This is a genomic window from Campylobacter concisus (assembly GCF_902460845.1).
Classification (GTDB): Bacteria; Campylobacterota; Campylobacteria; order Campylobacterales; family Campylobacteraceae; genus Campylobacter_A; species Campylobacter_A concisus_X.
This window is the reverse complement of sequence record NZ_CABPVS010000004.1, coordinates 85,192-108,640: the sequence shown is the minus strand read 5'-3', so window position 1 is coordinate 108,640 and position 23,449 is coordinate 85,192. Positions and strand designations below refer to the sequence as shown.

The 23,449-nt window shown below is 36.8% G+C and carries 25 protein-coding genes; 5 read left to right on the top strand and 20 right to left on the bottom strand.

Going from position 1 to position 23,449, the window contains the following annotated elements; all coding sequences use genetic code 11:
- Nucleotides 1-22 precede the first annotated feature (22 nt).
- From acpP to F3H00_RS05805, 4 genes are all read right to left on the bottom strand, one after another.
- Nucleotides 23-256: an acyl carrier protein gene (gene acpP / locus F3H00_RS05820; RefSeq protein WP_021091725.1), complete on the bottom strand. Its 234-nt coding sequence runs from the start codon at nucleotides 254-256 to the stop codon at nucleotides 23-25.
- A gap of 88 nt (nucleotides 257-344) precedes the next feature.
- Complete coding sequence (gene fabG, locus F3H00_RS05815) at nucleotides 345-1,088, bottom strand: 3-oxoacyl-ACP reductase FabG (protein WP_148799085.1); 744 nt, start codon at nucleotides 1,086-1,088, stop codon at nucleotides 345-347.
- A 55-nt stretch (nucleotides 1,089-1,143) separates the two neighbouring features.
- Nucleotides 1,144-1,563: a pyridoxamine 5'-phosphate oxidase family protein gene (locus tag F3H00_RS05810; RefSeq protein WP_148799084.1), complete on the bottom strand. Its 420-nt coding sequence runs from the start codon at nucleotides 1,561-1,563 to the stop codon at nucleotides 1,144-1,146.
- Entirely contained in the window at nucleotides 1,564-1,932 is a 369-nt protein-coding gene (locus F3H00_RS05805; RefSeq protein ID WP_223154383.1) for an L-arabinose ABC transporter, read from the bottom strand. It abuts the gene before it with no gap.
- An 84-nt stretch (nucleotides 1,933-2,016) separates the two neighbouring features.
- Between F3H00_RS05805 and F3H00_RS05800 the strand changes: the two genes are divergently transcribed.
- The gene (locus tag F3H00_RS05800) at nucleotides 2,017-2,538 is read left to right on the top strand and encodes an ATP/GTP-binding protein (protein WP_148799083.1); all 522 of its coding nucleotides are present in this window, start codon (nucleotides 2,017-2,019) and stop codon (nucleotides 2,536-2,538) included.
- Nucleotides 2,539-2,556: 18 nt separating this feature from the next.
- Here the strand turns inward: F3H00_RS05800 and F3H00_RS05795 are convergent, their stop codons facing one another.
- Together F3H00_RS05795 and dut are read right to left on the bottom strand one after the other, a co-directional pair.
- Nucleotides 2,557-3,297, bottom strand: a complete 741-nt coding sequence (locus tag F3H00_RS05795; RefSeq protein ID WP_148799081.1) for an EI24 domain-containing protein — start codon at nucleotides 3,295-3,297, stop codon at nucleotides 2,557-2,559.
- A complete protein-coding gene (dut, locus tag F3H00_RS05790; protein ID WP_084041937.1) occupies nucleotides 3,294-3,989 on the bottom strand; it encodes a dUTPase in 696 nt (231 codons plus the stop codon). The genes F3H00_RS05795 and dut overlap by 4 nt, the downstream gene beginning before the upstream one ends.
- 129 nt (nucleotides 3,990-4,118) lie before the next feature.
- Here dut and F3H00_RS05785 point away from each other — a divergent pair, with 129 nt between their 5' ends.
- On the top strand, nucleotides 4,119-4,307 hold the full coding sequence (locus tag F3H00_RS05785) for a hypothetical protein (protein WP_021091806.1): 189 nt from the start codon (nucleotides 4,119-4,121) through the stop codon (nucleotides 4,305-4,307).
- Here F3H00_RS05785 and F3H00_RS05780 read toward each other — a convergent pair.
- Nucleotides 4,304-6,508 (bottom strand): EAL domain-containing protein, encoded by a 2,205-nt coding sequence (locus F3H00_RS05780; RefSeq protein ID WP_223155243.1) that lies wholly within the window; start codon nucleotides 6,506-6,508, stop codon nucleotides 4,304-4,306. The genes F3H00_RS05785 and F3H00_RS05780 overlap by 4 nt on opposite strands.
- 241 nt (nucleotides 6,509-6,749) lie before the next feature.
- On the opposite strand from F3H00_RS05780, the gene F3H00_RS05775 reads away from it, so the two are divergent.
- On the top strand, nucleotides 6,750-7,289 hold the full coding sequence (locus tag F3H00_RS05775) for a hypothetical protein (RefSeq protein ID WP_148799078.1): 540 nt from the start codon (nucleotides 6,750-6,752) through the stop codon (nucleotides 7,287-7,289).
- Here F3H00_RS05775 and F3H00_RS05770 read toward each other — a convergent pair.
- Both F3H00_RS05770 and ciaB read right to left on the bottom strand, forming a co-directional pair.
- Complete coding sequence (locus F3H00_RS05770) at nucleotides 7,282-9,165, bottom strand: putative bifunctional diguanylate cyclase/phosphodiesterase (RefSeq protein WP_223155242.1); 1,884 nt, start codon at nucleotides 9,163-9,165, stop codon at nucleotides 7,282-7,284. The genes F3H00_RS05775 and F3H00_RS05770 overlap by 8 nt on opposite strands.
- A gap of 453 nt (nucleotides 9,166-9,618) precedes the next feature.
- Nucleotides 9,619-11,460, bottom strand: a complete 1,842-nt coding sequence (ciaB, locus tag F3H00_RS05765; RefSeq protein ID WP_148799074.1) for an invasion protein CiaB — start codon at nucleotides 11,458-11,460, stop codon at nucleotides 9,619-9,621.
- A gap of 91 nt (nucleotides 11,461-11,551) precedes the next feature.
- Between ciaB and F3H00_RS05760 the strand changes: the two genes are divergently transcribed.
- A complete protein-coding gene (locus tag F3H00_RS05760) occupies nucleotides 11,552-11,965 on the top strand; it encodes an acyl-CoA thioesterase (protein WP_054197151.1) in 414 nt (137 codons plus the stop codon).
- 148 nt (nucleotides 11,966-12,113) lie between these two features.
- Entirely contained in the window at nucleotides 12,114-12,752 is a 639-nt protein-coding gene (locus F3H00_RS05755; protein WP_148799071.1) for a Crp/Fnr family transcriptional regulator, read from the top strand.
- Nucleotides 12,753-12,831: 79 nt separating this feature from the next.
- Here F3H00_RS05755 and F3H00_RS05750 read toward each other — a convergent pair whose 3' ends face one another.
- From F3H00_RS05750 to F3H00_RS05700, 11 genes are all read right to left on the bottom strand, one after another.
- Nucleotides 12,832-13,698, bottom strand: coding sequence for a formate/nitrite transporter family protein (locus F3H00_RS05750; protein WP_072594540.1), 867 nt, complete (start codon nucleotides 13,696-13,698; stop codon nucleotides 12,832-12,834).
- 163 nt (nucleotides 13,699-13,861) lie between these two features.
- On the bottom strand, nucleotides 13,862-14,308 hold the full coding sequence (locus F3H00_RS05745; RefSeq protein ID WP_072594541.1) for a hydrogenase 3 maturation endopeptidase HyCI: 447 nt from the start codon (nucleotides 14,306-14,308) through the stop codon (nucleotides 13,862-13,864).
- The gene (locus F3H00_RS05740) at nucleotides 14,308-14,652 is read right to left on the bottom strand and encodes a formate hydrogenlyase maturation HycH family protein (protein WP_021091884.1); all 345 of its coding nucleotides are present in this window, start codon (nucleotides 14,650-14,652) and stop codon (nucleotides 14,308-14,310) included. Before F3H00_RS05740 ends, F3H00_RS05745 begins: the two co-directional genes overlap by 1 nt.
- Nucleotides 14,649-15,473 carry an NADH-quinone oxidoreductase subunit B family protein gene (locus F3H00_RS05735; protein WP_103641218.1) on the bottom strand — a complete coding sequence of 275 codons (825 nt, stop codon included), beginning with the start codon at nucleotides 15,471-15,473 and terminating at the stop codon, nucleotides 14,649-14,651. The genes F3H00_RS05740 and F3H00_RS05735 overlap by 4 nt, the downstream gene beginning before the upstream one ends.
- Nucleotides 15,470-16,009: a formate hydrogenlyase complex iron-sulfur subunit gene (locus tag F3H00_RS05730; protein ID WP_054197155.1), complete on the bottom strand. Its 540-nt coding sequence runs from the start codon at nucleotides 16,007-16,009 to the stop codon at nucleotides 15,470-15,472. Before F3H00_RS05730 ends, F3H00_RS05735 begins: the two co-directional genes overlap by 4 nt.
- A complete protein-coding gene (locus tag F3H00_RS05725; RefSeq protein ID WP_148799068.1) occupies nucleotides 16,006-17,742 on the bottom strand; it encodes a hydrogenase large subunit in 1,737 nt (578 codons plus the stop codon). The genes F3H00_RS05730 and F3H00_RS05725 overlap by 4 nt, the downstream gene beginning before the upstream one ends.
- Entirely contained in the window at nucleotides 17,739-19,220 is a 1,482-nt protein-coding gene (locus tag F3H00_RS05720) for a hydrogenase 4 subunit F (RefSeq protein ID WP_021091695.1), read from the bottom strand. The genes F3H00_RS05725 and F3H00_RS05720 overlap by 4 nt, the downstream gene beginning before the upstream one ends.
- Before the next feature lie 2 nt (nucleotides 19,221-19,222).
- Nucleotides 19,223-19,867, bottom strand: coding sequence for a hydrogenase 4 membrane subunit (hyfE, locus tag F3H00_RS05715; RefSeq protein WP_054197158.1), 645 nt, complete (start codon nucleotides 19,865-19,867; stop codon nucleotides 19,223-19,225).
- A gap of 1 nt (nucleotide 19,868) precedes the next feature.
- Nucleotides 19,869-20,789: a respiratory chain complex I subunit 1 family protein gene (locus F3H00_RS05710; RefSeq protein WP_084041928.1), complete on the bottom strand. Its 921-nt coding sequence runs from the start codon at nucleotides 20,787-20,789 to the stop codon at nucleotides 19,869-19,871.
- 9 nt (nucleotides 20,790-20,798) lie between these two features.
- Nucleotides 20,799-22,766 carry a proton-conducting transporter transmembrane domain-containing protein gene (locus F3H00_RS05705; protein WP_107858571.1) on the bottom strand — a complete coding sequence of 656 codons (1,968 nt, stop codon included), beginning with the start codon at nucleotides 22,764-22,766 and terminating at the stop codon, nucleotides 20,799-20,801.
- 1 nt (nucleotide 22,767) lies between these two features.
- Nucleotides 22,768-23,337 carry a 4Fe-4S dicluster domain-containing protein gene (locus F3H00_RS05700; RefSeq protein WP_103577080.1) on the bottom strand — a complete coding sequence of 190 codons (570 nt, stop codon included), beginning with the start codon at nucleotides 23,335-23,337 and terminating at the stop codon, nucleotides 22,768-22,770.
- Nucleotides 23,338-23,449 lie beyond the last annotated feature (112 nt).

Genomic DNA, 23,449 nt, shown 5'->3' with positions numbered 1-23,449 from the left:
AATCAAACTGTGTAAATTTTAATTATTTACCTAGTTTTTCTATATAATTTACAACGTCTTGAATGCTTATTAATTTCTCTGCTTCACTATCAGGAATTTCTACTTCAAATTTTTCTTCTAAAGCCATAACTAGCTCTACAACGTCAAGTGAATCAGCACCTAAATCTTCGATGATTTTAGACTCTAATTTTACTGCTTGTGGATCTACGCTTAGTTGCTCTACAACTACGTCTCTTACGTCTTCAAATACTGCCATTTTAAGGTCTCCTTATAAAAAATGTCTGTTATCTTATAATATTTACGCTTTTATTTATTTTAAATTTCAAAACTTGTCTGAAATTTACCTACATATAAAGTCCGCCATTTATTTTTAGCGTCTCTCCAGTTACGTAGCTTGCGTGATCGCTTAGTAAAAATGCAACAGCCTCAGCTACTTCACTAGCACTGCCAAAACGTTTTAGCGGAATGTTATCGCTATAAGTTTTCTTCACCTCATCACTTAGCCCATGTGTCATATCAGTCTCGATAAAGCCTGGAGTTACGCTGTTAAAGCGGATATTCCTACTTGCGCCCTCTTTTGCAAAACTCTTACTCATAGCAATCAGTCCGCCCTTGCTAGCTGAATAATTTACCTGTCCAGCGTTTCCCATCTCACCAACGATAGATGCGACGTTTACGACCGCTCCAAAGCGCTTTTTGCTCATCACTTTTAAAGCCTCTCTACATCCGATGAAAGCTGAAGTTAAATTTGTATTTATCACATCTGTAAATTCGCTAGTTTTCATGCGAAGCGCTAGCTTATCATTTGTGATACCAGCGTTATTTACGAGGTAGCTTAGCTCGCCATCGCTATCAACTATCAAATTTATACCTTTTATAAACTCATCTTCGTCAGTTGCGTCAAATTTTATCACTGCAGCCTTGCCGCCATTTTGCTCGATCTCAGCTTGCAAAGCGTCTGCTATCTCAGGCTTTGAGCGGTAGTTTATCCACACTTTTAAGCCCATATTTGCAAGCGTTTTTGCAATCTGTGCACCGATACCTCTGCTGGCACCTGTTATTAGCACATTTTTCCCGCTAAATTTCATAAATTCTCCTTATTTTTTAATTTTTCAATGATTGTAGCTTATATAAGCTTAACGTCTAAATTTTATCGTTTCTTTCCCACCTTATCTTTTTGCCAAAACCAAGAACATTACTTGTAAATTTTAGTTTTTCAAGGCTTATAGACCAAATTTTTGGATCCATCACCTTTGCGTAAAAAAATCTTTTAAAGTAAATTTCTCGCTCGCTTGCGTTAGCCTCTCTCATCACTCCTTGAAACTGTACGCCCTCTATCTTGCCAACGATTTTTGTATCAAGAGCGACTGTGCCAGCTACAAACTTTGAATTTTTTAAAAATTTAACATGCGAGCTATCATCTGAGCTAGCTAGCAAAAGGCTAAAATTTACATCATCAAAGGCATAAAATGCGCTAAAAGCATAAGGCTGACCCTCATCATCAATGGCACAGACACTTGCGAGATGCATCTTTTTTAGAAATTTTACTATCCTCTCATCCATCTAAATTCCCCTAAAAATGTCAAGAATGACTTGAAATTTAAAGATAACTATGGCGATTATTAGTACCCAAAGCGTAAAAATAATAAGCTCTATTAGAGTAAATTTATCTTTTGCAACTTTTTTAAAAACAAGAATTGTTAAAAATGCTCCAAAAAAGCCACCAATAAGCGAAAAATAGTGGATCGCATTTACCTTTACGAAGCTTGGCAAAAGCCCTTTAAAAAACAGTGAAAACATTAAAATGGCAAGCAAATTTGCAAGTATCAAATAATAGCCAACGACTGGTAAAACTGGGCAAATTCTAGCAAAAACGAAGCTTAAAACAGTGATAAGCATAAGCAAAAAGATCCTAGTCCCAAAACAACACATCGCCCGTCCTTTTTTGACGCATTTTACAAAATTTTGCTTTATGAAATTAAAAATTTGCCGATGTAGCCTCAAAAGGATTTAAAAATGCAAACAAATTTTTACTCTCAAGGAAGCTACAACAACATGAGCTTTTCGATGAAAACTAGCTCAGGCGATGAGATAAGCTTTTCGATGTATGACAACAAAAGTTTGGAGTTTTCAAGCCAGAAAAATGGCACTTCAAGCCAAAGAAGTCTTACTCTCATGCACGAATACGGCTACGAGTTTGCCTATAAAGGCAACGGCATAGACGAGCAAGACATGAAAGAGATCGAAGAGGCGATGAAGCAAATTCGCCCACAAGTTGATGAGTTTATGAAAAATGTCAAAGAGGGCGACAAGATCGCTGGTAGTAGCCAAAGCATAAGTGATCTTTCAAACAAGATCAAGCAGATGTTGCCTGACGCAAAAGATCTAAATCACAAAAATTTCATAAATGACAATATGCTAAAGATGTTTGACGAGCTTCTAGCTAAAAATGATGCAAACAAAAATCTACTAAATGCCACAAAAAGGCTATTTGACACATTGCTTGATGAGAGCAACAAAGTATCTTACTATGCGTAAATTTAGGGCCTTTTGGCTCTAAATTTTTATAAGTGCTTCTTTCTCGAAAAAGAGGTGTGACAAGACTATCACGAAATAAAGCTGAAAAAATAGTCCCACAAGCGGCACAAGCGAGATGAGATAAAATAAAAGTGTAAAAACTATAAATTTAACCCCGCCACCTTCAAGCAGTGCTAGCTCAAATTTATCGCTATCAAGAGTGTTTGAGCCAACGTCTATCAGTAAAAGTTTGTAATAGATATAAAAAAACGGCACATTTATGATGAAAAAATTTAATACTGGTACAAATAAAAGTGGCAGGCAAACGAGCAAGATCCCAAGAAATTTTATGATCTCAACCATCATCACCTTTAGCACTCTAGCCGTGCTAACCTCGCTTTTAAGCACGTAGTTGTAGTGTCTTTTGTTTATCTCTTTAGTAACAACTGGAGTTAAAAAGCCAGCTACAATTAGAGCAATCACGATGCTAACAATGATCGTTAAAAAGGTGCTCAGAATATAAAAAAGTATACTAACTATCCATTTTGTGGCGCTAAAGCTTAAAATTCTAATAGCATATGAAGAGAGCGTTGAGTTTGTATCAATAAAAGAGTAATTGCCACTTCTTGCTCCTTCACTTAAAACATCAAATATCTCACCGCCGCCCCAGATGCTAAGCCAAGCTAGGCAGATGATGCTAAGGCAAAGTGGCAAGATGGATAGCGCTATAAATTTGGCTGTAAAAAAGTCTTTAAAACCAAGGCGAAGAAGGTTTATCATTTCACCTTTTTATATTCATGCTCAAGTGCTGCGTAAATTTCACCTATCTTACTAACGCCATTTGACAAAATTTCACTCATCACTTCATTATCTTCGCGTCCGTTCCAATTTTTCTTATAGCTGCCTTCTTTGTAGCCATTATTTTGACGGAAGCGATTTAGCACGTTTTTAGCGATATAGCACTCATAAAGTGAGTATAAATTTACGCCGCATTTTAAAGACATAGAGAAGTAAATTTTTAAAATATCAAATATATCGTAGTCAAACCCGCTGCACTCATGTATAAGCATCTCAACATCATTCATTATCTCATAAATGCTCTCGTCTTCGATCTTTAGTGGCTCTTTGCAAAACTCACTAAATCCGCTTGATTGGCAAATATCATCGGCTAAAGTTTCTATATCTCCAAGCTGTTTTGATTTATAAATTTGCAAAGCTAGGCTCATAATAAAGTGCCAGATATCAACAACTTCTATGCGTAAATTTTGCTCATCAGTCTTAGCATCGATGCTCTTCCAGTGTTTCCAAGCAAAGCTATCAATCAGCTCAGCGCACTCCATATATATGCAGCGCCTCCAGCTGATTAGTTTATTTTTATTAGTATAACCATTTTCCCAGCCAAGCCCATTTGTCTCATCATTTAGGCTTTGCTGCATCTTTAACATCTCTAAAATAATCGTTCTTTCATTCATTTTAGGCCTTTTAAAATTTTAAAGGATTATAACAAAAAATTATTAAATGCCACGAGGCAAGCTTGACTTAAATCATTTTATGTATAAAATTTAGGAGCTAAAATAGGCAAAAATTTCAAAGGAGAAAAAATGAGAGAAAAAGATCTAGTGGTTTGCAATGTTTGCGGACTAAAAAGCAGTGATGATACAAATGCAGTTTTTATCCACGCTCATAAAAATGGCGAAGAAGTTGATATTTGCACCAGTTGTGTTCCAAGCGTAATCCATGGTTCAGGTATGGTCGTAAAATCAAACGAAGAGATAAAGGCTGAAATTTAAACTTTAGCTATCATTTGAGGATCTTGTCTTACAAGGTCTTCAAATTCTTCTGCACTCATAGGACGAGATAAGAAAAGTCCTTGCACTTCATTACAATCAAGCTCTTTTAAGAAACGAATATCTTCTTCTTTTTCTACGCCTTTTGCGCCAACTTTTATCTTCATTGCCTTTGCTAAATCGATAATTGCAGATACGATTTGTGCGTCTATTTTGCTATTTGATGCTTGAGCAACAAATTCACTTGCTATTTTTATACGCTTAACACCGTATTTTCTAATATAAATAAATGAAGTATATCCAGAGCCAAAATTATCTATACAAACATCTATATTATTTTCTTTAAGAATAGAAAAAATTTTATCAAGCGTTTTAGAATTATTTGTCCATATTTCTTCGCCAAATTCTATTTCAAAAAGCTCTGGATTTATATGATGCGAGCACAAGCTAGAAATAAAATCTAAAACAAATTTTTCTGATTTATTTTGAATCTGCGCAACATTTATGCTTATTTTTGGTATCAAGAGTTTTTCTTTTTGCCATCTATCTACATACTCTATGGTCTTTGAAACCAAAAGCGAGCAAATATCGTTTAAAATATCACTATTTACATTGACCTCTTTCATAAATTTGCTTGCTTCCATCAAGCCAAATTTTTCTGATTTACAATATAAAAAAACCTCCGCGCAGATCATTTTTTCGATTTTTAGATCAAATATTGGTTGAAAATATACATGAAGGTCTTCTTGCAAATTAGCTTTTTTAAGCGCGATCTCGATACTTGAGCTTAGGTGCATTTCATTGCTAATTTTATCGCTATAAACCATAGGATTTAAAGCTGGATTTTTCTTGGCGTAATACATTGCCATATCTGCGTTTTTTATAATATTTCTTGGATTTGCCGTGCTATCTTTTGTTGCTACATCTATGCCTATTATGCACTTAAGCCCAAAGTGATATCTATCTATTTGAATTGGCTTTTCAATAGCATCTTTTAAGGCAATTCCAAGATTTAAGCGTTTTGTATGACTATTTATCTCCATTTTTGCTAGTACGATAAATTCGTCCGCACTAATCCTTGCTATGGCCTCTTGTCTATTGCAAACTTCAAGTATCCTTTTTGCAACTAGCTTTAAAATTCTATCGCCTATTTCATGCCCGTAAGATGTATTTATGCTTTTAAAACGGCTTAAATTTATATAATAAACTGCGATTTCCTCATCTTCAAAGATGCTTTTGCACATTCTTTCAAGCTCATTTACTATAAAATTTCTATTGCCAAGGTCTGTTAGATAGTCTTTCTCGGACATATCTTGAAGTCTTAAATTTGCGAGCATAAGTTCATTGGTTCGCTCATGCATCGACTTTTCCATCTCTCTATGAAGATTTCTCTCATAATCTAATATTTTTCTACTTGCAATAGAGCTTTTAACGTAGTAATTAACAATAGCATTTACAACCAAGATAAATAGTGAGATAAGTGCACTAAAAGATGTTAGATCTTCCTGTAACAGCAAAGGCAAAACTATTATTATTGGTAGCCATTTTGATCCTATTGAGATATCTTTATCGGTATTTGTAACATATTCATTTTTAGCTTTTAAATGAAAAGCTCCTATCATCAAAAAAAAGAAAGGAACGATATATAAAAAATCTATTTTATGGCCAAAATTTACATTTGAGATCTGACTATAGAAAATAAATAAATTTAGCATCGTAAATAAAATGCTAGCTGATATAAGGTAAAAGCCACTAATTTTTATATGAAGCAAACTGCTTGTAAAAATCTCACTTAAATTGATAAAAAGTATAAGAAAATTTATAGCTACGATAGAGAGAAAAACGATATTTGATCTATTATTTATCATCGATGAGATATCTACTTCATCAAAAATACCATATATTAAAATTACTATTAAAAAAAAGACACTTATGCTATCCATAATGATGGCTAGTTTTTCTTGACTGGCTGCAAATTTTGAATACAAAAATATACTAACGCCAGTTAAAATAGATATCATCGGCAACATAAAAAATACATCAAGATACGCGTAAGAACTATGAGCCCGCAATAGTACATCTTGATTTAATACCATTAATGCATCACAAATAGACCATAAAAAAACACCAAAACATATTGCAAGCCAATGCGTTATTTTGGTTTTTACTTTATCCATTGAAGTATAAATACCAAAAGTTATCATAAAGAAACTAAGCAAAATAGATATTTTTCCAATTAGATTATAGTCTAGTAAAGATGCTAATAGTGCAAATACGAATAGCGCTACAACTGCAACTAAGATCCATTTTCGCATGCCAGTTATAGATGATTTTGATATTAAAAAAATAGTGTCCCTCTCCTAAGAAATAGTCCAAATTATACAAAAATTGACTTTGCTTTTGGTTATAATTTCCCAAAAACTTTAAAATTCACAAAGGTATCTTATGAAATGCAATATCGTCATAAATGGACAAAATTTAATAGATTATAAATCTTTTATCTTATTTTTCTCAAAGGCGGCAAGAAAGCAGTATTTTATAAACACTTTTATGATATTTACTGAAGCCATCATAGCTGGTTTTGTTGCTGATATGCTATTAAAAAGTAAAATTTTTACTATTATCGGAGCTGTTTTTGCTATATTTTGGATCATTTTTTATCCTATTTTTTTAAAAAGAAGTCGTATAGCTGCATTAAAGAGAATTGAAATTTCAGATGTTCAAAAGCAAATGAATTTTGAAGTAAATGAGAAATTTCTGGCTTACTATGAAAACGAACCCAAAGAAAATGAAAAATTTGACCTAAATGAAGTTAGTGAAATTTATGAGTTAAAAAATATCTTTATCATTTTTTTAGAAGAAAAAATACATCTAATAATCCCAAAAGATGAAGCTAGCTCAAAAATGATAAATGAGCTGGCCAAACTTTGCCATAAAGATATTTTGAAATTTGAAAATTTTAGCGCAAAGAGCGTGCTTAAATAGCGCTTATTATAAGCTTTTCAAAATCCTCTGCACTCATTGGCTTGCCCCAAAGATACCCTTGCACCTCATCGCATCCAAGCTCTCTTAAAATTTCAAGCTGGGTTTCATCTTCGACGCCCTCAGCAATAGTCTTTAGCTCCACATTTTTAGCCAAAGCTATAACGCTTTTTACCACGTCTTTATCTATATCATTTTTAGCAATATTATCTATCAGCTCTTTAGCGATCTTTAGGCGACTCATAGGATATTTTTTGATGTAATTCATTGATGAAAAACCGGTACCAAAATCATCTATGGAGATGCAAATTCCTCTATTTGAAAGCTCAGATAACGCACTTTGCATCATCTCTTCGGCATTAACGAGGCTAGCCTCAGTGATCTCAACATCTACACAAGATGGATCGATGCCGTATCTATCTATATAGCTTAAAAATTTAGATGCAAAATTTATATTATCAATCTGTTTTGGCGAGATATTTATGCCTATTTTTAGGTTTGTATTATATTTTTCATTCCAAAAGGCCATTTGTTTTATAGCATTTTTTGCTACCCATTTTCCTATCGCATTGATAATAGAGCTTTGTTCGGCTATTGGGATAAATTTTGATTGATCTACCGGACCTTTTATAGGAGAGTTCCACCTAACAAGAGCCTCTGCTCCTACTATTTTTTTACCTTCTATTAGATATTGGGGCTGAAATTTTAGCTCAAATTCTTCATCAAAGCTTATGCTATTTAGCAATATTTCTATGTAGTTTCTATCCTGAATAATGCTTTTTATATCACTATAAAAAACATACTTTTCAGATGCATCTTTTTTTGCTGCTTCTAGTGCTGCTTCTGATTGCATGATAAAATCATCAGCCAAAATTTCACTAGTTTGTGTCGAGCTAATCCCTATTTTCGCATCAAGTACAATTTTATAATCATCTATAACGATTGGCTCTGAAATAGCTTTTAGTAGATAATGTAAAAATTCTCTGCAATGTACATTTTCGTTTTGCTTGACAACAACGATAAAGTCATCGCCGCCAGATCTTGCAAATAAGGAATCGTTTGGTGGCAATATTGACTCAATGTTTGAAGCAAACTTTGCTATTACATCATCACCGATATAGTGCCCATACGAGTCATTTATCGCTTTAAAATGGTTTATGTCAATACTATAAATATCTATCTTTTCGCCAAGTGCCTTTGACTTTATCATCTCTTCAAGCCTTGCGATAAAATACTGGCGATTTAGAGCATTTGTTAGATAATCGTATTTACTGATCCTTTGTAGGTGCCTATTTGTCTCTTCAAGCTCTTTTACTTTATTTTCTATCTGATTATTTAACACTTTTTTGATATGTATTTCACGTTTAATTAAAATATCCATCTTTCTAACGTTAGAAAATATATAAGATAATGCCCCGTATGCAAGCAAAGTAACTAAAATAGAAAATAACCATGTCAAATTTATCTTCCAAGAGTACAAGATCATGATCGTCAAAAATACGGCAAAAACAAATAGCTTTTGTATTAAAATTTTATCAAAATCGTTTCTAAGTGCCCTAAATTTTAGATTTGCCTCGCCCTCTCTTAAATGAAGCGTAGCAACAAACAACATAAAAAATGAACTCTTAAATAAAATGTCGTATCCAAAAAAGGATATTTCATCTATCCAAAAATCCATTGTAGTGGTAAAAACATCATAAGTGCTTATTACAATAAGTGCTATCAAGCATAAAAATATAGATAGTCTTCTTTTTGAAAATTTAAGTGAAAAAAACGCAGTAAATGAGGTACAAAACATAAATAAATCTATGGCGATATAGCTTAGATTAAAAAAATCTTTTTGGCTTAAAACTTGAGTTAAATTTCTATTAAAAATCATAAACCACATAAAACTAAAATATATTGCGGAAATAGAGACTGAATCCACAAATACTTGCATTAAAAATAAATTTTTCAAATTTTTGATCAAAATATAAAAAGCAGAAAATGCAAACATAAAATATGAGACCAAGTATGAGATTTGTATAAAATTGACTTTAGAAAGAAATTGTTTAAGAAAATCAACCTTATCATATAGCATCCACATAGTGTCTGATGCTACCCAGCAAGTAAGGCCTAGTAATATATATATCCAATATGTTTTTAAATTTTTTGTCTCTTTTAGCTTTAAAAAGATAAATAATGTGATCATAAAATCAAATAGAACAGTAATTATGTCATTATAAAAACTACTAGCAATAAAACAACTAACAACATATACACAAAAAAGTATTAACATAAATAAAAAAGATACTTGATTTTCGTTACTTATTTTACTTATCATGTTTCGTCTTTATCTATCTTTCTCTGCCTTTTTGGCTAAACTTTGCCACCTTTGCCACTCACCACTATCATCGACGTCGTTGCCTATAGCTTCGTATCTAGCGTAAAAATGCTCAACAAATTTCTTGCACTCTTCATCTTTTGGTAGATAGCTTAGTTCGTCTTTTTGGCAAAATTTCTCCAAAAATGTGTTCGCATCATCTTTTTTAGCGTATGTTTGCGCTAGATCATAGTAGTTTTGTAGACAATTTTCTTTAAATTTAGCATAAGTTTGCTCGCTCATATTCACACTTAGTTTGCCGTCAAATTTAAGCACTCCAGCCCTAAAAAGCAAGCTAAGATGTATGAGCCCCTCGCAGTAGTAAGCCCTCACCTCATCGACCTTTCGCCACGCAATAAGCCCAACCGCACGGGCAATTAGCTCGTGAAAGACGGCCATTTTATACTCCGCTTCTTCGTGCAAGAAGAAATTTACTAGCCCGCCAGTCGTCGCCTTATATTCTTCTATAAATTTAAAGACGCCACTTTTATTCATGCTCATCTCGGTATCAAGCCCGATAAAGAGGATGTGTCCAAACTCATGTCCGATCGTTGAGATTTCATAAACTTTTTTCCAAATTTTTGGCTTTAAAAATAAAATTTCCCTACCAAAATCCAAAAATTCCTTGCTAAAAATTTCAGCCCCAAGCTTCATAAAAGGCTTTGCCTTTGCGCCCTCATAGACGTGATTTACAAAGGCAAAAATTTTTTTACCACATTTTGCGCTCACACTCTCATCATTTGGCACGACTTGAGCGCTAAAAAGTCCATTTAGCTCGGCTCCATAATAAATCATCGGCACGCTTATATAAAGCTGCGTTCTAGCGATATTTTCACTAACTGCCTTGTTTGTCTCGGCGTTGTCAAACTTGATCTTTTCGCAAACGCTTTCGTAAGTTTTTGCTATTTTTTCTTTAAATTTAAGCTCATCAATGCCCTCGCTATCAACCAGCCTGATGTCCCACTCTAGCGCAACTGCGTGTGTATAGGCATCTTCATAGTACTCTAGTGGATGGCCTGGCTGAAGCGCACCTTTTACATCCATCCACGCTATCTCGGCCTCTTGCCATACATTTATCACCTTTGCATTGTCCTCTTCACAAAAGGCATTTTGTAGTTTTTTAAGGTATTTTACATAGGATTTTTGCTCGTCATTTTGGGCTAAATTTCTTAAAATTTCAAGGTTTTTTGCAAAGACTTTTTTAAGCTCACTAACCTCATCTTTAAAGGCAAGTGCGTAAGGCAAAAAGCTAAATTTCTCGCCCTCTTTGCAAACTGCGCCGTAAGTTCTATCAGCTCTTACACCGTTAATATCACACTGAAATAAAGCATTTTTAGTAATAAACTCATTTGCCTGGCTTAAATCTTTAAATTTAGCCTCAAACTCTTTGTTTGTAGTGTCAATAATACGATCCTGCCATGAAATTTGCCACGCATTTAGACTAAGCCCAAGTTCATGCATCGCCTGCACAAAAGCTTGGTTAAATGGATCTAAAATTTTCTCTTCTTTGGCCTTTTCTAAAAGCTTGGCGTGCAGGTTTTCATATAAATTTCTAACGTAGCCATACATTAAATTTAGCACTCGTTTTTGCTCATCTTCGCCTAAATTTAGCTTTTTTAGCTCATTTTGAAGCGGATCTACTTTAAGATCTACTATCCTTCTTGCAAGAGCCAGTTTCTCGCTTGGTGTACCAGCAAGACCACAAATTTTAACAGCCTCGTTTATGATATCATCGTCTAAATTTTTATAAATAGCATTTAGCTTGTTTTTTTGCTCTTTTGTGAGTTCATTTAATCTTTTAAAATCGTTCATTTTTTCATCCCCTGAAGTTGCAAGATTTTAGCATAAAGCCATTAAAATTTGCTACAATCAACCAAAAATTTTAACATCTAAAAGGCAGAAAATGGATATTTTAAAAGATTTTGGTGAGCCACGCATAAAACAAGTCATGCTACCAAAAGATACAAACTCAGCTGGAAATATTTTTGGTGGCTGGATAATGAGTCAGATCGACCTTGCAGGTGCACAAGCTGCAAGAGAAATTTCTCCCGAACGCGTTGTGACAATTTCTATGAAAGAGATCATCTTTAAACAACCAGTCTTTGTTGGCGACGTGCTAAGCTGCTACGCAAAGATCATCGCAGTTGGCAAAACATCTATAACAACACAGATAGAAGTGACTGCGCTGAGGCTAAATGACGGTGGCTTTAGAGAGACTATACATGTCACAAGCGCTATCGCAACCTACGTCAGTGTGACAAAAGATGGACATAAAAAACCTATAGATGAAAATCTAAAAAAACTTCATGGTTTTTAAAAATTTGGTTGCATTTTATGCAACCTTCCTTGAAAATTAATACTACTTTTAAAAATTATTGAAATTCTTAAACTAAAAGCAATATTTTTCAACTTCTTTAAATGCTTTGTGAAGTAAAATCAGGCTCTATACATTTTTTGGGAGAAAAATGAAAAAATCACGTCTAGGTCTTTTGCAAACACAAATCACAAAGATCCTAACTCAAAATGAGCTTGATAAATTTGAGTACAAAGAGCTACCAAAAACAAGCACAATCTACACCGAAGAGATCAAGATCATCATCTTAAAAAGTGGCTGTGCAAAGCTCTCATTTTTTGAAGATGGAGAGGAATTTATCCTTTATCATTTAGAAGCGAGCAACATCGCCGTACTTGATGATAATTGCGCTTTTGAAGCGCTTGAAGATGCTGAAATTTATGCTATAAATTTAAACAAAATAGGTGAAATTTTATCAAATGCAAATGTCGCAGATGAAATTTTAAAAGCTGTGTTAAATGCAGTGATCGTGCAACGCCAGATCATAAAATCAATACTTTTTGAAGATGCAAAAGGTAGGATTGCAAATTTTTTGATCGAGCTTGCAAAGGAGCAGGATCTAAAGCAAAATGGATATCACTACATATTTTTGCCATTTTCTCTAAAGGTGCTCTCAAGCTTTGTGGGGCTCAAACGACAAAGCGCTTCAACTGCTTTTAATGAGCTTATAAAAGACGACATCATAAGAAAGATCACGCCACACGAGTTTTTAATAATTGATTATGAAAGACTTGAAAGTTACACAAACTAAAAATCAAAAATTTTTATAATGGCTAGCAAAGAGTAGCCTTAGAGGATTAGTCTTTGCCAAGAAGCAAAGACTAAAATTTTTAAGCTTTTTTCTTCATATCGAATTTATTTGCCATAAAGCCAACTAAACCAACAAAGAAAAGCCCGCCGCAGATATTACCAAGTGTAACCGGAACTAAGTTTTTACCGATGAAATTTCCCCAGTTTAGCACTTCTAGCTTTTCAGCCGTGATGCCATGTCCTAAAGCTGCAGCCGCAGCAGCGATATCTCCGCCATTTGCTGCTATATAGTGAGCTTTTGAGATGATGGCTTCGGTGATGATGAACATATTTGCCACGCAGTGCTCCATTGAGCAAGCTACAAACGCACCGATCATCCACATAATGGCAAAGAATTTACCAGATAGATTGCTCTCACTTGTCGCAGTCCAAATAGACATACAAACAAAGACGTTACAAAAAATTCCACGGATAAATAGCTCATGAAATGGTGCTGTGATCTTGCCAATGCCAGCTGGTATAAAGTGCTGCAAGATGTAGCCATCATACTTTAGTGGCAAGCCTGAGTAGTAGTACATATAAGCGATCAATGCGCCGCCAACGAAGTTAAATATCCAAACGATAGCCCAGTATCCGATAGTCTTACCTAGTTTTAGCTTTCCTTCATATGCGCTAACACCACTTAAAACTGAGCTTGTAAAAAGATGTCCACCATAAAAGACAACCATCATAAGACCACAGCTAAATGTGATACCGCCGATAAAATTTGAAAGTCCAATAGACTGATTTTCAGCCATGCCAACTGTCGAGTGAGCCCAGAAAATATCACCCATAGCAATAGCAGCTCCAGCCATGATAGCAAGAAAAATAATACTAGTAAGCGGCATATGAGCCTTATGCTCCATAGAGCTTGAGACCGCTTGAGCGGTTTCTGCCGGATTTAACATCACATTCTCCTTTTTATTTTCAATCTCGCACATGAGCCAAGCTCATCTTTGCGACCAAAGTTTAACACTTTGCAAAATCACTAAAGTCAAATCGCTGCTTGCGATTAAAAGCAAAATTTTGCCTTTAGCAACCAAAAAGATTAAAATTAGCCATTTGCTAAATTTAACCAACTAAATTTTTATCAATCTCTACAATTCTTAAAAATGCTTTTCTGGCACTTTTTTTAGCCTGCTCGCTTAGTCCTTCTTCAAAATTTAAGACATTTTCGAGCAAGACGCTAATGCCAAGAAAAAGCGTCTTTGGGCAAATTTTTCGCAAATAGCTTAAAAGTACTGGAGTTGGTAGATTGTGAGTTGAGTAGATGTAGTCTCTATCGTCACTTAGGTCAAAAAACTCTATCTTATCCTCATCAAAGCCACTCATCGCATCAACCACTATCAAGATATCAGGCGCAAATTCTCTAATGGCTGAAAATTCATTCTCAGGCACATCTTGCCCAAAAAAGACTTTCCACTCTTTTAGCTCGTGCTCCACGATGCGGCCTACTTCATTACCCACATCATCATCGCCACGCATAGGATTACCGATGCAAAGGATGGCCTTTTTCATCAAAAGTCCTTCCTAAGCACGATATATCCCTCTTTTAAATTTGCCAAAATTTCTTTAAGCTTACACTCACAAAGCTGTGGCAAGAGTTTAGCGATATGCTCGGCAAAAATTTCAACTTCAAAATATTTGCTTAAATTTCCGATCTTAAATTTCACGTATTCGCCTGAGTTTTTGATCATCTCGTCAAATTCCTCATCGCTTAGCTCTAAAATTTTCTCGCTAAAATCAATCGTGCCAACGCCATGTCCCACGCAAGTGGAGAAAATTTTTATCTCCTTTAGCTCGCGTGGAAGCTTGTCGTTGTCGTCCATATGCCTTTTTGTAAGCTTATAAACTTGTATCATCTCTTACTCCAAACCTCGCTATCAACGTCTATCGCAAAGCTTTTATCAGCTTTTGCATATTTTAGATAGACATCATTATGCAAAAGCCCCATGCACTCGGCATATCTAGGATCTTCCTCTTTTTTGATAGCTGTAAGCACAGCCTCTCTTGAAATGCTTGGGTCATGGACATCTTTTGAACATTTGATAGCATTCATATATTTTTCAAAAAGGATTCTACCAAAAATATAGCTCATTAGCCTTCTGCTTTCAGCTTGCAAATCACGCTCAAACAAGATGTCGCCTATGACTGACTTCTCAACCAAAGGTGGCAATGTGTTATCTTTTTCATAGCTTTTTTTATGAAGTTTTTGATCGATGATACCAAGAGCCATGCCAAGACCGTAAATAATGCTTGCTGGGTGTGGAGGACAGCCTGGGATATAGACATCGACTGGGATTATCTTATCGATGCCACCCCAAACACTATAAGCGTCGTGGAAAATTCCGCCACTACTTCCGCATGCACCAAGAGCAACTACGATCTTAGGATCTGGAGTCGCCTCATAGGCACGAAGAAGCGGATAATACATCTGTCTTGTTACAGGACCAGTACAAAGCAAAATATCAGCGTGTCTTGGGTTTGCTACAAGCTTGAAACCAAAACGCTCAGGGTCCCACATCGGCGTAATAGCTGCAAAAATTTCTATCTCACAGCCGTTACAGCTTCCGCAGTCGATCCTATAAACGCTAAAGCTTCTTTTGATATTTTTTAGATGCTCTAGCTTTGCAGTTAGATCATTTGCTGTTTTTATGTCCTCTGGGACTTGATATAGACTCATTTTATAGCCTCCTCAATGCCTTTTGTTAGCCTCTCAGCAGATTGATTTTTCTTGCACTCTGGGCAGATATAAAGGTAGTCTTTTGCCTCTTCAAGTCTGCCTGGGAGTAAATTTGCAGTGCCAAGCTTTTCAAGTGTGAAATTTATAAGCCTTTTTGGTGTAAATGGCTTGCCACAGCATTTGCAAGTTTGCATCTCAAGCTCGCCCCTTTGTATAAGAGCGCTCTTGTCAAATTTAACCGCAAGCTCAAAGCTATCGCTAAGTCTTACGGCTCCAGTTGGGCAAACCTCATCGCAGCGTCCGCAAAATATGCAGCGCCCGCAGTCAAATTCCCAAACAAGCTTTGTTTGCTCCTCGTTCATCTTAAGTTCTATCGCGTTGCTAGGGCAAGCGATACCGCAAGCTGCACAACCTATGCAAAGATCGTATGTATAGTTTGGCTGACCACGGAAATTTTCAGGAACAATATATGGCTCAAATGGATAGGCGTATGTCGCCTTTCCATATTTTTCTGTGATGTCAAATAACTTCATCATCTTAAATCCTTCTTACTAACCCCGCCATCTTGACAGAATTTTTTAAGGTCTTTCTCTGTTAAAATTTTGCTCTTTTTAGTCCTTACATCGACTAATGTAACACGCTCGGTGCATGAGTAGCAAGGGTCAAGTGAGCAAACGATAAGTGCAGCATCACTTATGTTGTTGCCTCTGAATTGATACCTTAGGCTTGGCCAGTTGTTATATGTTGCTGCCCTGCATCTCCAGCGATATACTTTTTGAGCGCTGCCTTGCATGATCCAGTGAACATTTTCGCCACGTGGTGCTTCATCATGACCAAGTGCAAAATTTTCAGGTTTGATCATAGTCACAGGATCGATCATGATAGGTGTTTGAGGCATCATCTCAAAGCATTGGCGGATGATGTGGATAGAGCTTTTTAGCTCTTTATATCTAACCATCTCGCGAGCAAAAACGTCGCAACCATGCTCAACTGCTACTTCAAATTCTATCTGTTTAAAGAAGTCATATGGGTGATCGTAGCGGTTATCGCGTTTAAAGCCAGAGCCTCTCATATTTGGACCAACTGGGCTAAAGTCACGTGCGATTTGGCGATCTAGGATGCCCACACCTTTCCAGCGTCCGATTTGGCGTTTATCCTCCATAACTGCATCCCAAATTTCTGAAATTTGAACGTCAAGTTTATTTATGATCTCGATGCCTTTTTTAATCTCTTGATTTGTCATATCACGTCTTAAACCACCCATAACGACGTTACCGTATGTTTTACGTCCGCCAGTTACTAGCTGAGCTAGCTCCATAGAGTACTCACGAACCCTAAAGATGTGCATGAAAGCGTTGTAGTTACCAGTAACCTCACAAGCTAGACCGATATTTAAAAGGTGGCTGTGAAGACGCTCGATCTCAAGACAGATGACACGTATAGCTTGAGCTCTTAGTGGAATTTCAAGCTTGATAGCTTTTTCTGCTGCTTCGATACACGCAATAGCGTGAGCATAACCACAAATTCCACAAACTCTCTCTGCAAGATAGCCCATTTGATCATAGTTCATTCTATTTTCAGCTAGCTTTTCCATACCGCGGTGTTGATAAAAGAGGCGGTAGTCAGCGTCGATGATCTCATCGCCGTCACAGAAAAGTCTAAAGTGACCTGGCTCATCTGAAGTAATATGTAGTGGTCCAAGTGGCACATCAACTACTGCATCACCTGTTGGAAACAAAAACTCAGAATCAGGCTCATCTCTATGATCAACTGGATCAGGGCGGTAGCGATAATCCATCGCATCTTTTCTAAGTGGATGAAGTCCGTCTGGCCAGTCATCACTTAAAACTAGACGCCTTTTATCAGGCAAACCTTCAGCCACAAGGCCAAACATATCATAAGCTTCTCTTTCATACCAAACACAAGCTGGCACTAGCGGAGTAACTGATGGGAATGTCGGATCGCTTCCTGGGATAAGCGTTTTAACAGTGATAAAGCACTTATCCTCAGCTGCAAAATCATCCGCTTCAGTCATCTTGCTACCTTCCATTGAAAGAGCATAATAAAGCGCAAAACTGCCATTTATCTGGCGCTCGTCATTTGGTATCATCGTGCTTATGAAGCCGCCAATATCATAATAAAGCGTTTTAACAGCTAGTGGAAGATCGTTTCTATCAACCAAAACTGTGATTTGATCGTCTGCTTGACGAGTTACTTCTAAAATTTTTACCTTGGTTTTTAGGATTTCTATAAATTTATCGCCTCTCATTTTAAAGCTCCCATCATTATATTAACACCGTTATCTACTAGCGTATAAAAGCTATCTACGTGCCATACGCCAAAGATTATGATAAGGGCACAAAGTGCTATAAGAGGTAAATTCTCTAACAAACTCATCTCTTTATTATGAACAACCACACCTTTTGGCTCGCCAAAGCTTGCCATGTTAAAGTGTGCAAAGTCAGCTATGAAAATAACTGCAAGTGCAATAGCAAATAGCGCAACTGCGATGTATTGACCACTTGTGATAGCTCCTACAAAGACGTTATATTCGCTAACAAATATAGCAAATGCTGGAACACCAACTAGTGAGCAAACAGCCGCGCCAAACATTATAGTGGTGATCGGTGCGATCTTAACCATGCCGCCCATCTTGCTCATATCTTTGTGGCCATAAATTCTTGCTATGTTGCCGGTTGAGCAAAACGCAAGAGCTTTAGTAAAGCTGTGAGCCAAGCAGTGAAATATCGCTGCAAATAGACCAAATTTACCGCCAACACCAAGTGCAAATGCGATAACACCCATATGAACAATTGAGTGGTACGCAAACATTCTTTTTACATTGTGTTGTCTGATTAGGAAAAATCCCGCTACAAAAAGAGTGATAGTTCCTGAAACGATCATTATGCCCTCAACAAAGCTAAATCCAACAGCTTGAGCTGTGATAGCATAGTATCTCAAAAGTGCTAGCATCGCACATTTTAAAAGTACACCTGAAAGCAAAGCTGAGATAGGTGCTGGACCTTCAGCGTGAACGTCTGGTAGCCAAGTGTGAGTTGGCGCGAGACCAGCTTTTGTGCCAAAACCAATTAGAGCAAATACAAAGATAAGTTTTGCTGCATCTGGGTTTAAATTTTTAGCGTTTGCCATTATGCTTGAAAATAGCATAGAAGCTTCGCCATCTCCTAGAGTGCTAAATGTGGCTGAATATAAAAGAACAGTCGCATAAAGTGCAAATGCTAGACCGATTGAGCAAAGAACGATGTATTTATAGCCACTTTCTGTTGATTTTTGATCTTTGTGGATAGCGACAAGAAACACAGAAGCTAGTGTTGTAGCCTCAATAGCAGCCCACATAAACGCAACGTTGTTGCAAATAACGCTTAAAGTCATTGTAAAGATAAACACATGGCTTAGTGCGTAGTATTTTTTAAGATCGCTTAAGTGGATGTGTCCATCTTCAAGCTCCCATCTCATGTAGTGGATAGAGTAGAAATTTACTATAAATCCAGTTACAGCGATAAGCACCAAGAAAACACAGCCTAAGCTATCTAAAAACAAAAATTTATCAAAACTATAAAAAGTTCCGCTACTTAAGACTTTAAGAACATTGTTAAGTAAAGCCACTGATGTCGCAGCAGAAAACAAAACGTGAAGTCCGCTTAATACCGCATAATTTTTAGGACTCAAAAACAAGACCAAAGCACCAAGGAGCGGTAAGATAAGTATTAAAGCTAAACTATCCATCTCTAACCCCTTAAATTTGAAGCTTTAGAAGTATCTAAACTATCATAAGCTTTATAAAATCTAATCGCTAAAATGCTCATGATGATAACGGCAAATATCGCATCTGTTAAAATTCCAAGTTCGACTAACTCATGTGAGTTATAAGCCATTAGAGCAAGGCTTAGGTGGATACCGTTTTCAAATAAGCAGTAAGCTAGAATTTGTTTTATAAATGAGTTTCTTAGCATGAAGCCAAAAATTCCCATCATAAAGACTGTTCCAGCAGCTATTAGCATGATCTCTTCTTTGATAAGAGAGAATTTTAAAAATATAGGGTGGATACTCATTGAAAGAGCTAGAGAAAATCCCATAGCGATAACAGGGCTTACAAAAAATCCACCAACTGGCTCATCTTCGCTAACTACACCTAGCTTTTTAACAAGCCAGAATAAGATAGCTGGTACAAAAATAACTTTGGTAAAGAACGCAACGATCGCCCAAGTTGTGAGCTGTTCGGCATTAAATTTTTCAGATAATAAGAAAAATATGCTAACTAAAAGCAATGTCTCAACCGCATAAGCGATGATAGATAGCTTTAAATTTCTAAGACCAAAAACCGCAAGCGAAGTTACGATCATGCAAATGGCTAAAATATCAAGTGTTTGCATCTCACACTCCTACTACATAAAGTGTTAGTGCAACAAACGAGATAGCAAGTGCACCAAGCGCATTCTTGCGTAAAGATGAAGTCATTTTAAAGCGTGGGCCAAAGTTGTCTATAAAGACAGCTGCTACGTAAAATACTCCAGTTTTTATCACAAAAACGATGATAGCTAAGAAAGGATTGCTAAAATTCCATGGCTCAAATATAGTTAGGAAAAGTCCGATCATAGCAAACTGTTTTAATATAAGTGATGCTTGAACTAAACCAAGGTCGCTACCTGCGTACTCGCCAAGTAAGCCCTCTTGAAGCTCTTGTTCTGCTTCAGCTACGTCAAATGGTTTTCTGCCAGTCTCAACATACATGCACCATAAAAATGCGATAGAAGCTACGGCAAAACTTGGGATTTGATATCCGATAACACCAGTTTTTACCATCTCTTGGATCTCAATTAAATTTGATGTTTTAGCTGCAAGCATTACGACGATTAGACACATGATCATGACTGGCTCAACATATACGCCCAGCATTTGCTCCCTGCCGCCGCCTGTTGCTGCAAATGGGTTGCCGCTATCCATTGAAGCTGCACCAAATACAAATCTAAGCAATGCGCCAAGATAAAGGATCACAAATATATCTGAATACGCTCCAAAAACAGTATCCTTGCTATATGTTATAGGTATAGCAGCTAGTACTGCAGCTGAAGTTGCAAAAAGGAAAAACGGAGCCCATCTAAATACCCAGTGTGAGCACTCAGGGACGGTTCTTCCTCTTCTAAATAGTTTTATAATGTCGCGATATGTTTGAAAGAAATCGCTACCTTGTTTTGATTGAAGTCTAGCTCTTAGTTTTCTTGCCATACCATCAAACAAAGGAGCTACCAAAACGATAACGACTACTTGAAATATCATTAAAAGTATAGTTTGCATTTTCGTCTCCTAAACTAAAAAGTAGCCCACAGCAAGTATGGCACAAAGATAAATTAGGATATAAAGCGTATAGATGTTTGTGTATCCGCTTTGAACGATGCCTAGTTTATCGGCAAATTTCATACACCATTTGATGACTGGCTCATAAAACATTCCCCACCAGATATCTTTTGGATGGTTGTGATATTCAACCGCGTCAAAATAATTTCTAGTAACGATCTTTTTATCAGCTCTAAATAGCCATTGCATGATCTTTCTAAGATCGCCTGTAAATGGTCCACCTGTCATTTGCATACGTGAGCTATATTTAAAGCCGCATGCCCAAGGATCAGTCTCGCGTGGTTTATCTCTATTTGCTTTCATAACAGCAAGGATGATAAATGGCAAAATCATAGTCGCACATAGAACTAAAGCGATAAGCGGAGTTGAGATCATACTGCCTATTGGTGAAGTTACATTTATAGCACCAAGACTAGCTTTATAGTCGCTTATAGCGATAGAATTTACAGCTTGCATGATGTAATCAACTATATAGTTTGCGCCAAGACCAAAGCCAACGCAACCTATCATCAGGATGATCATGCCAAGAACCATGCCTATTGGACTCTCTTTAGCATTTTCCCAAATTTTTTGATCTCTTGGAGTACCTGCAAATATAACAGCGTAAAGTTTGAGGTGCATACCGACCAAAACGCCAGTTAGCGCAAGAGCTACGACACCAAGCGTAAATGCATATCTAACTAATGTTCCCTCACCCATCGCACCTTGAAGCATACCTTGATATGTAAACCACTCTGAAACAAAGCCGTTTACTGGAGGCAAGGCTGCGATACCCATGATACCTATAAACATACCAAGGCTTGTCCATGGCATTTTTTTAGCAAGACCGCCAAGGATGTCCATATTTTGTGTGTGAGTAGCGTGGATGACTGAACCAGCGCAAAGGAAAAGCAGACCTTTAAATATAGCGTGGTTAACTACGTGGTAGCAACCTGCTAGAAAACCTACTGCTGCAAGTGTTAAATTTCCAGCTGCGACACCGTAAATTCCTGTGCCAAGACCTAGCAAGATGATACCTATGTTCTCAACTGAGTGATAAGCAAGCAAAGCTTTGAAGTCGTGTTGGCAAAGAGCATATAAAACACCAAATAATGAGCTAGCTGCACCAAGAGCGAGTATTGTAAGTCCAAAATATGTGCTAAGTGGCAAGTAAAGTGTAAATTTAACTAGTGTAAATAGAGCAACTTTGATCATAACGCCCGACATAAGGGCTGAAACGTTTGATGGTGCTGCTGGGTGAGCTTGTGGGAGCCAAACGTGAAATGGCCACATACCAGCTTTGCTGCCAAATCCAACTAGGAATAGTATAAATGTAGCAACAGAAGCGCCAAATGGCATCTTAACACCCATGAACGCACTAAATTCTGTGCTTCCTGCGTAGTAAGCAGTGATAAGCAAGCCACAGGTGATACAAAATGCACCGATTTGTGCGATACCAAGATAAACCATGACTGCTTTTAGAGTGTTTTTGCCATCATTTACTATGATAAGGAACGACGAGATAAGAGTCATAAGCTCCCATAAAACGACAAAGCAAAATACATTATCAGCGCTAATTACTAGAAGCATTGAGAGTATAAATGTATTAAACAAACATGCAAACACGCCAACATTTGCTTTTTTGATGTACTCGTCTGCATAGCTCATACCATAAACGCTGCTTGCAAATCCGATGAAAACAACGACAAAGCTAAAGAAATTTCCAAGTGGATTTAGCGCAAATTTTGGCGAATACAAAAAGCCATCCATAAGAGCAAAGCTATCGCTTACTCCCATATTTGCAACGAAGTGACACATCGCATAAAAGCAGCTTAAAGCGCTTAGCCCAAAACCAACCTTTACAGCGGCCTTTGGAGCACAATAAAGCAAGATGCTAACGACGGCACTTACAAGAAATAGCATATAAACCGTAGTCATCTTATGCTCCTTGTCCGTTTAAAATTTTAGTAGCAAATTTATTCGCTGCCTCATAATCTATCCTTTTGCCAAGTTTATGCTTACCCTCTTCAGGATCGATCATAACAAGAGCACTCGTTGGACAGACATCGACACAGGCTGGTCCGTTCTCACGACCAAAGCACATATCACATTTAACGGCGATATTTTTTGCACCTGATTGTGACTCTACCTCAAGGTTATATTTTGGCTCGACAGCGTAATTTACTGAAGGCATAAGCTCCGCACTAGAACTTATCGCACCATAAGGACAAGCGATCGTGCACATCTTACAGCCTATACAAATTTCCTCGTGAAGCTCGATGCAATTATCATTAAATCGCAATGCTCCAGTTGGACACACATTCGCACAAGGACCATCGTCGCATTGTCTGCACTGAGTTGGCATAACGCCAGTAGCTTCTCTTAGCACACTTAGCCTTGCACGTGACAGCTTGCCGCGTTCATAAGCGCTCTTAAAACATGCAGCCATGCAGGTTGCACATCCTATACAGCGTTTATAATCGGCAATCACAAATTTATGTTTTTTCATAAATTCCTCCCATTAAACAAGGCTAAACTGCCCTGCTCACTTTTAAAGTGATGGTTAGTCACCAAAATAGAGATAGTTAAATTTTTATTTAACATCTCAAACGCTCCTTCCT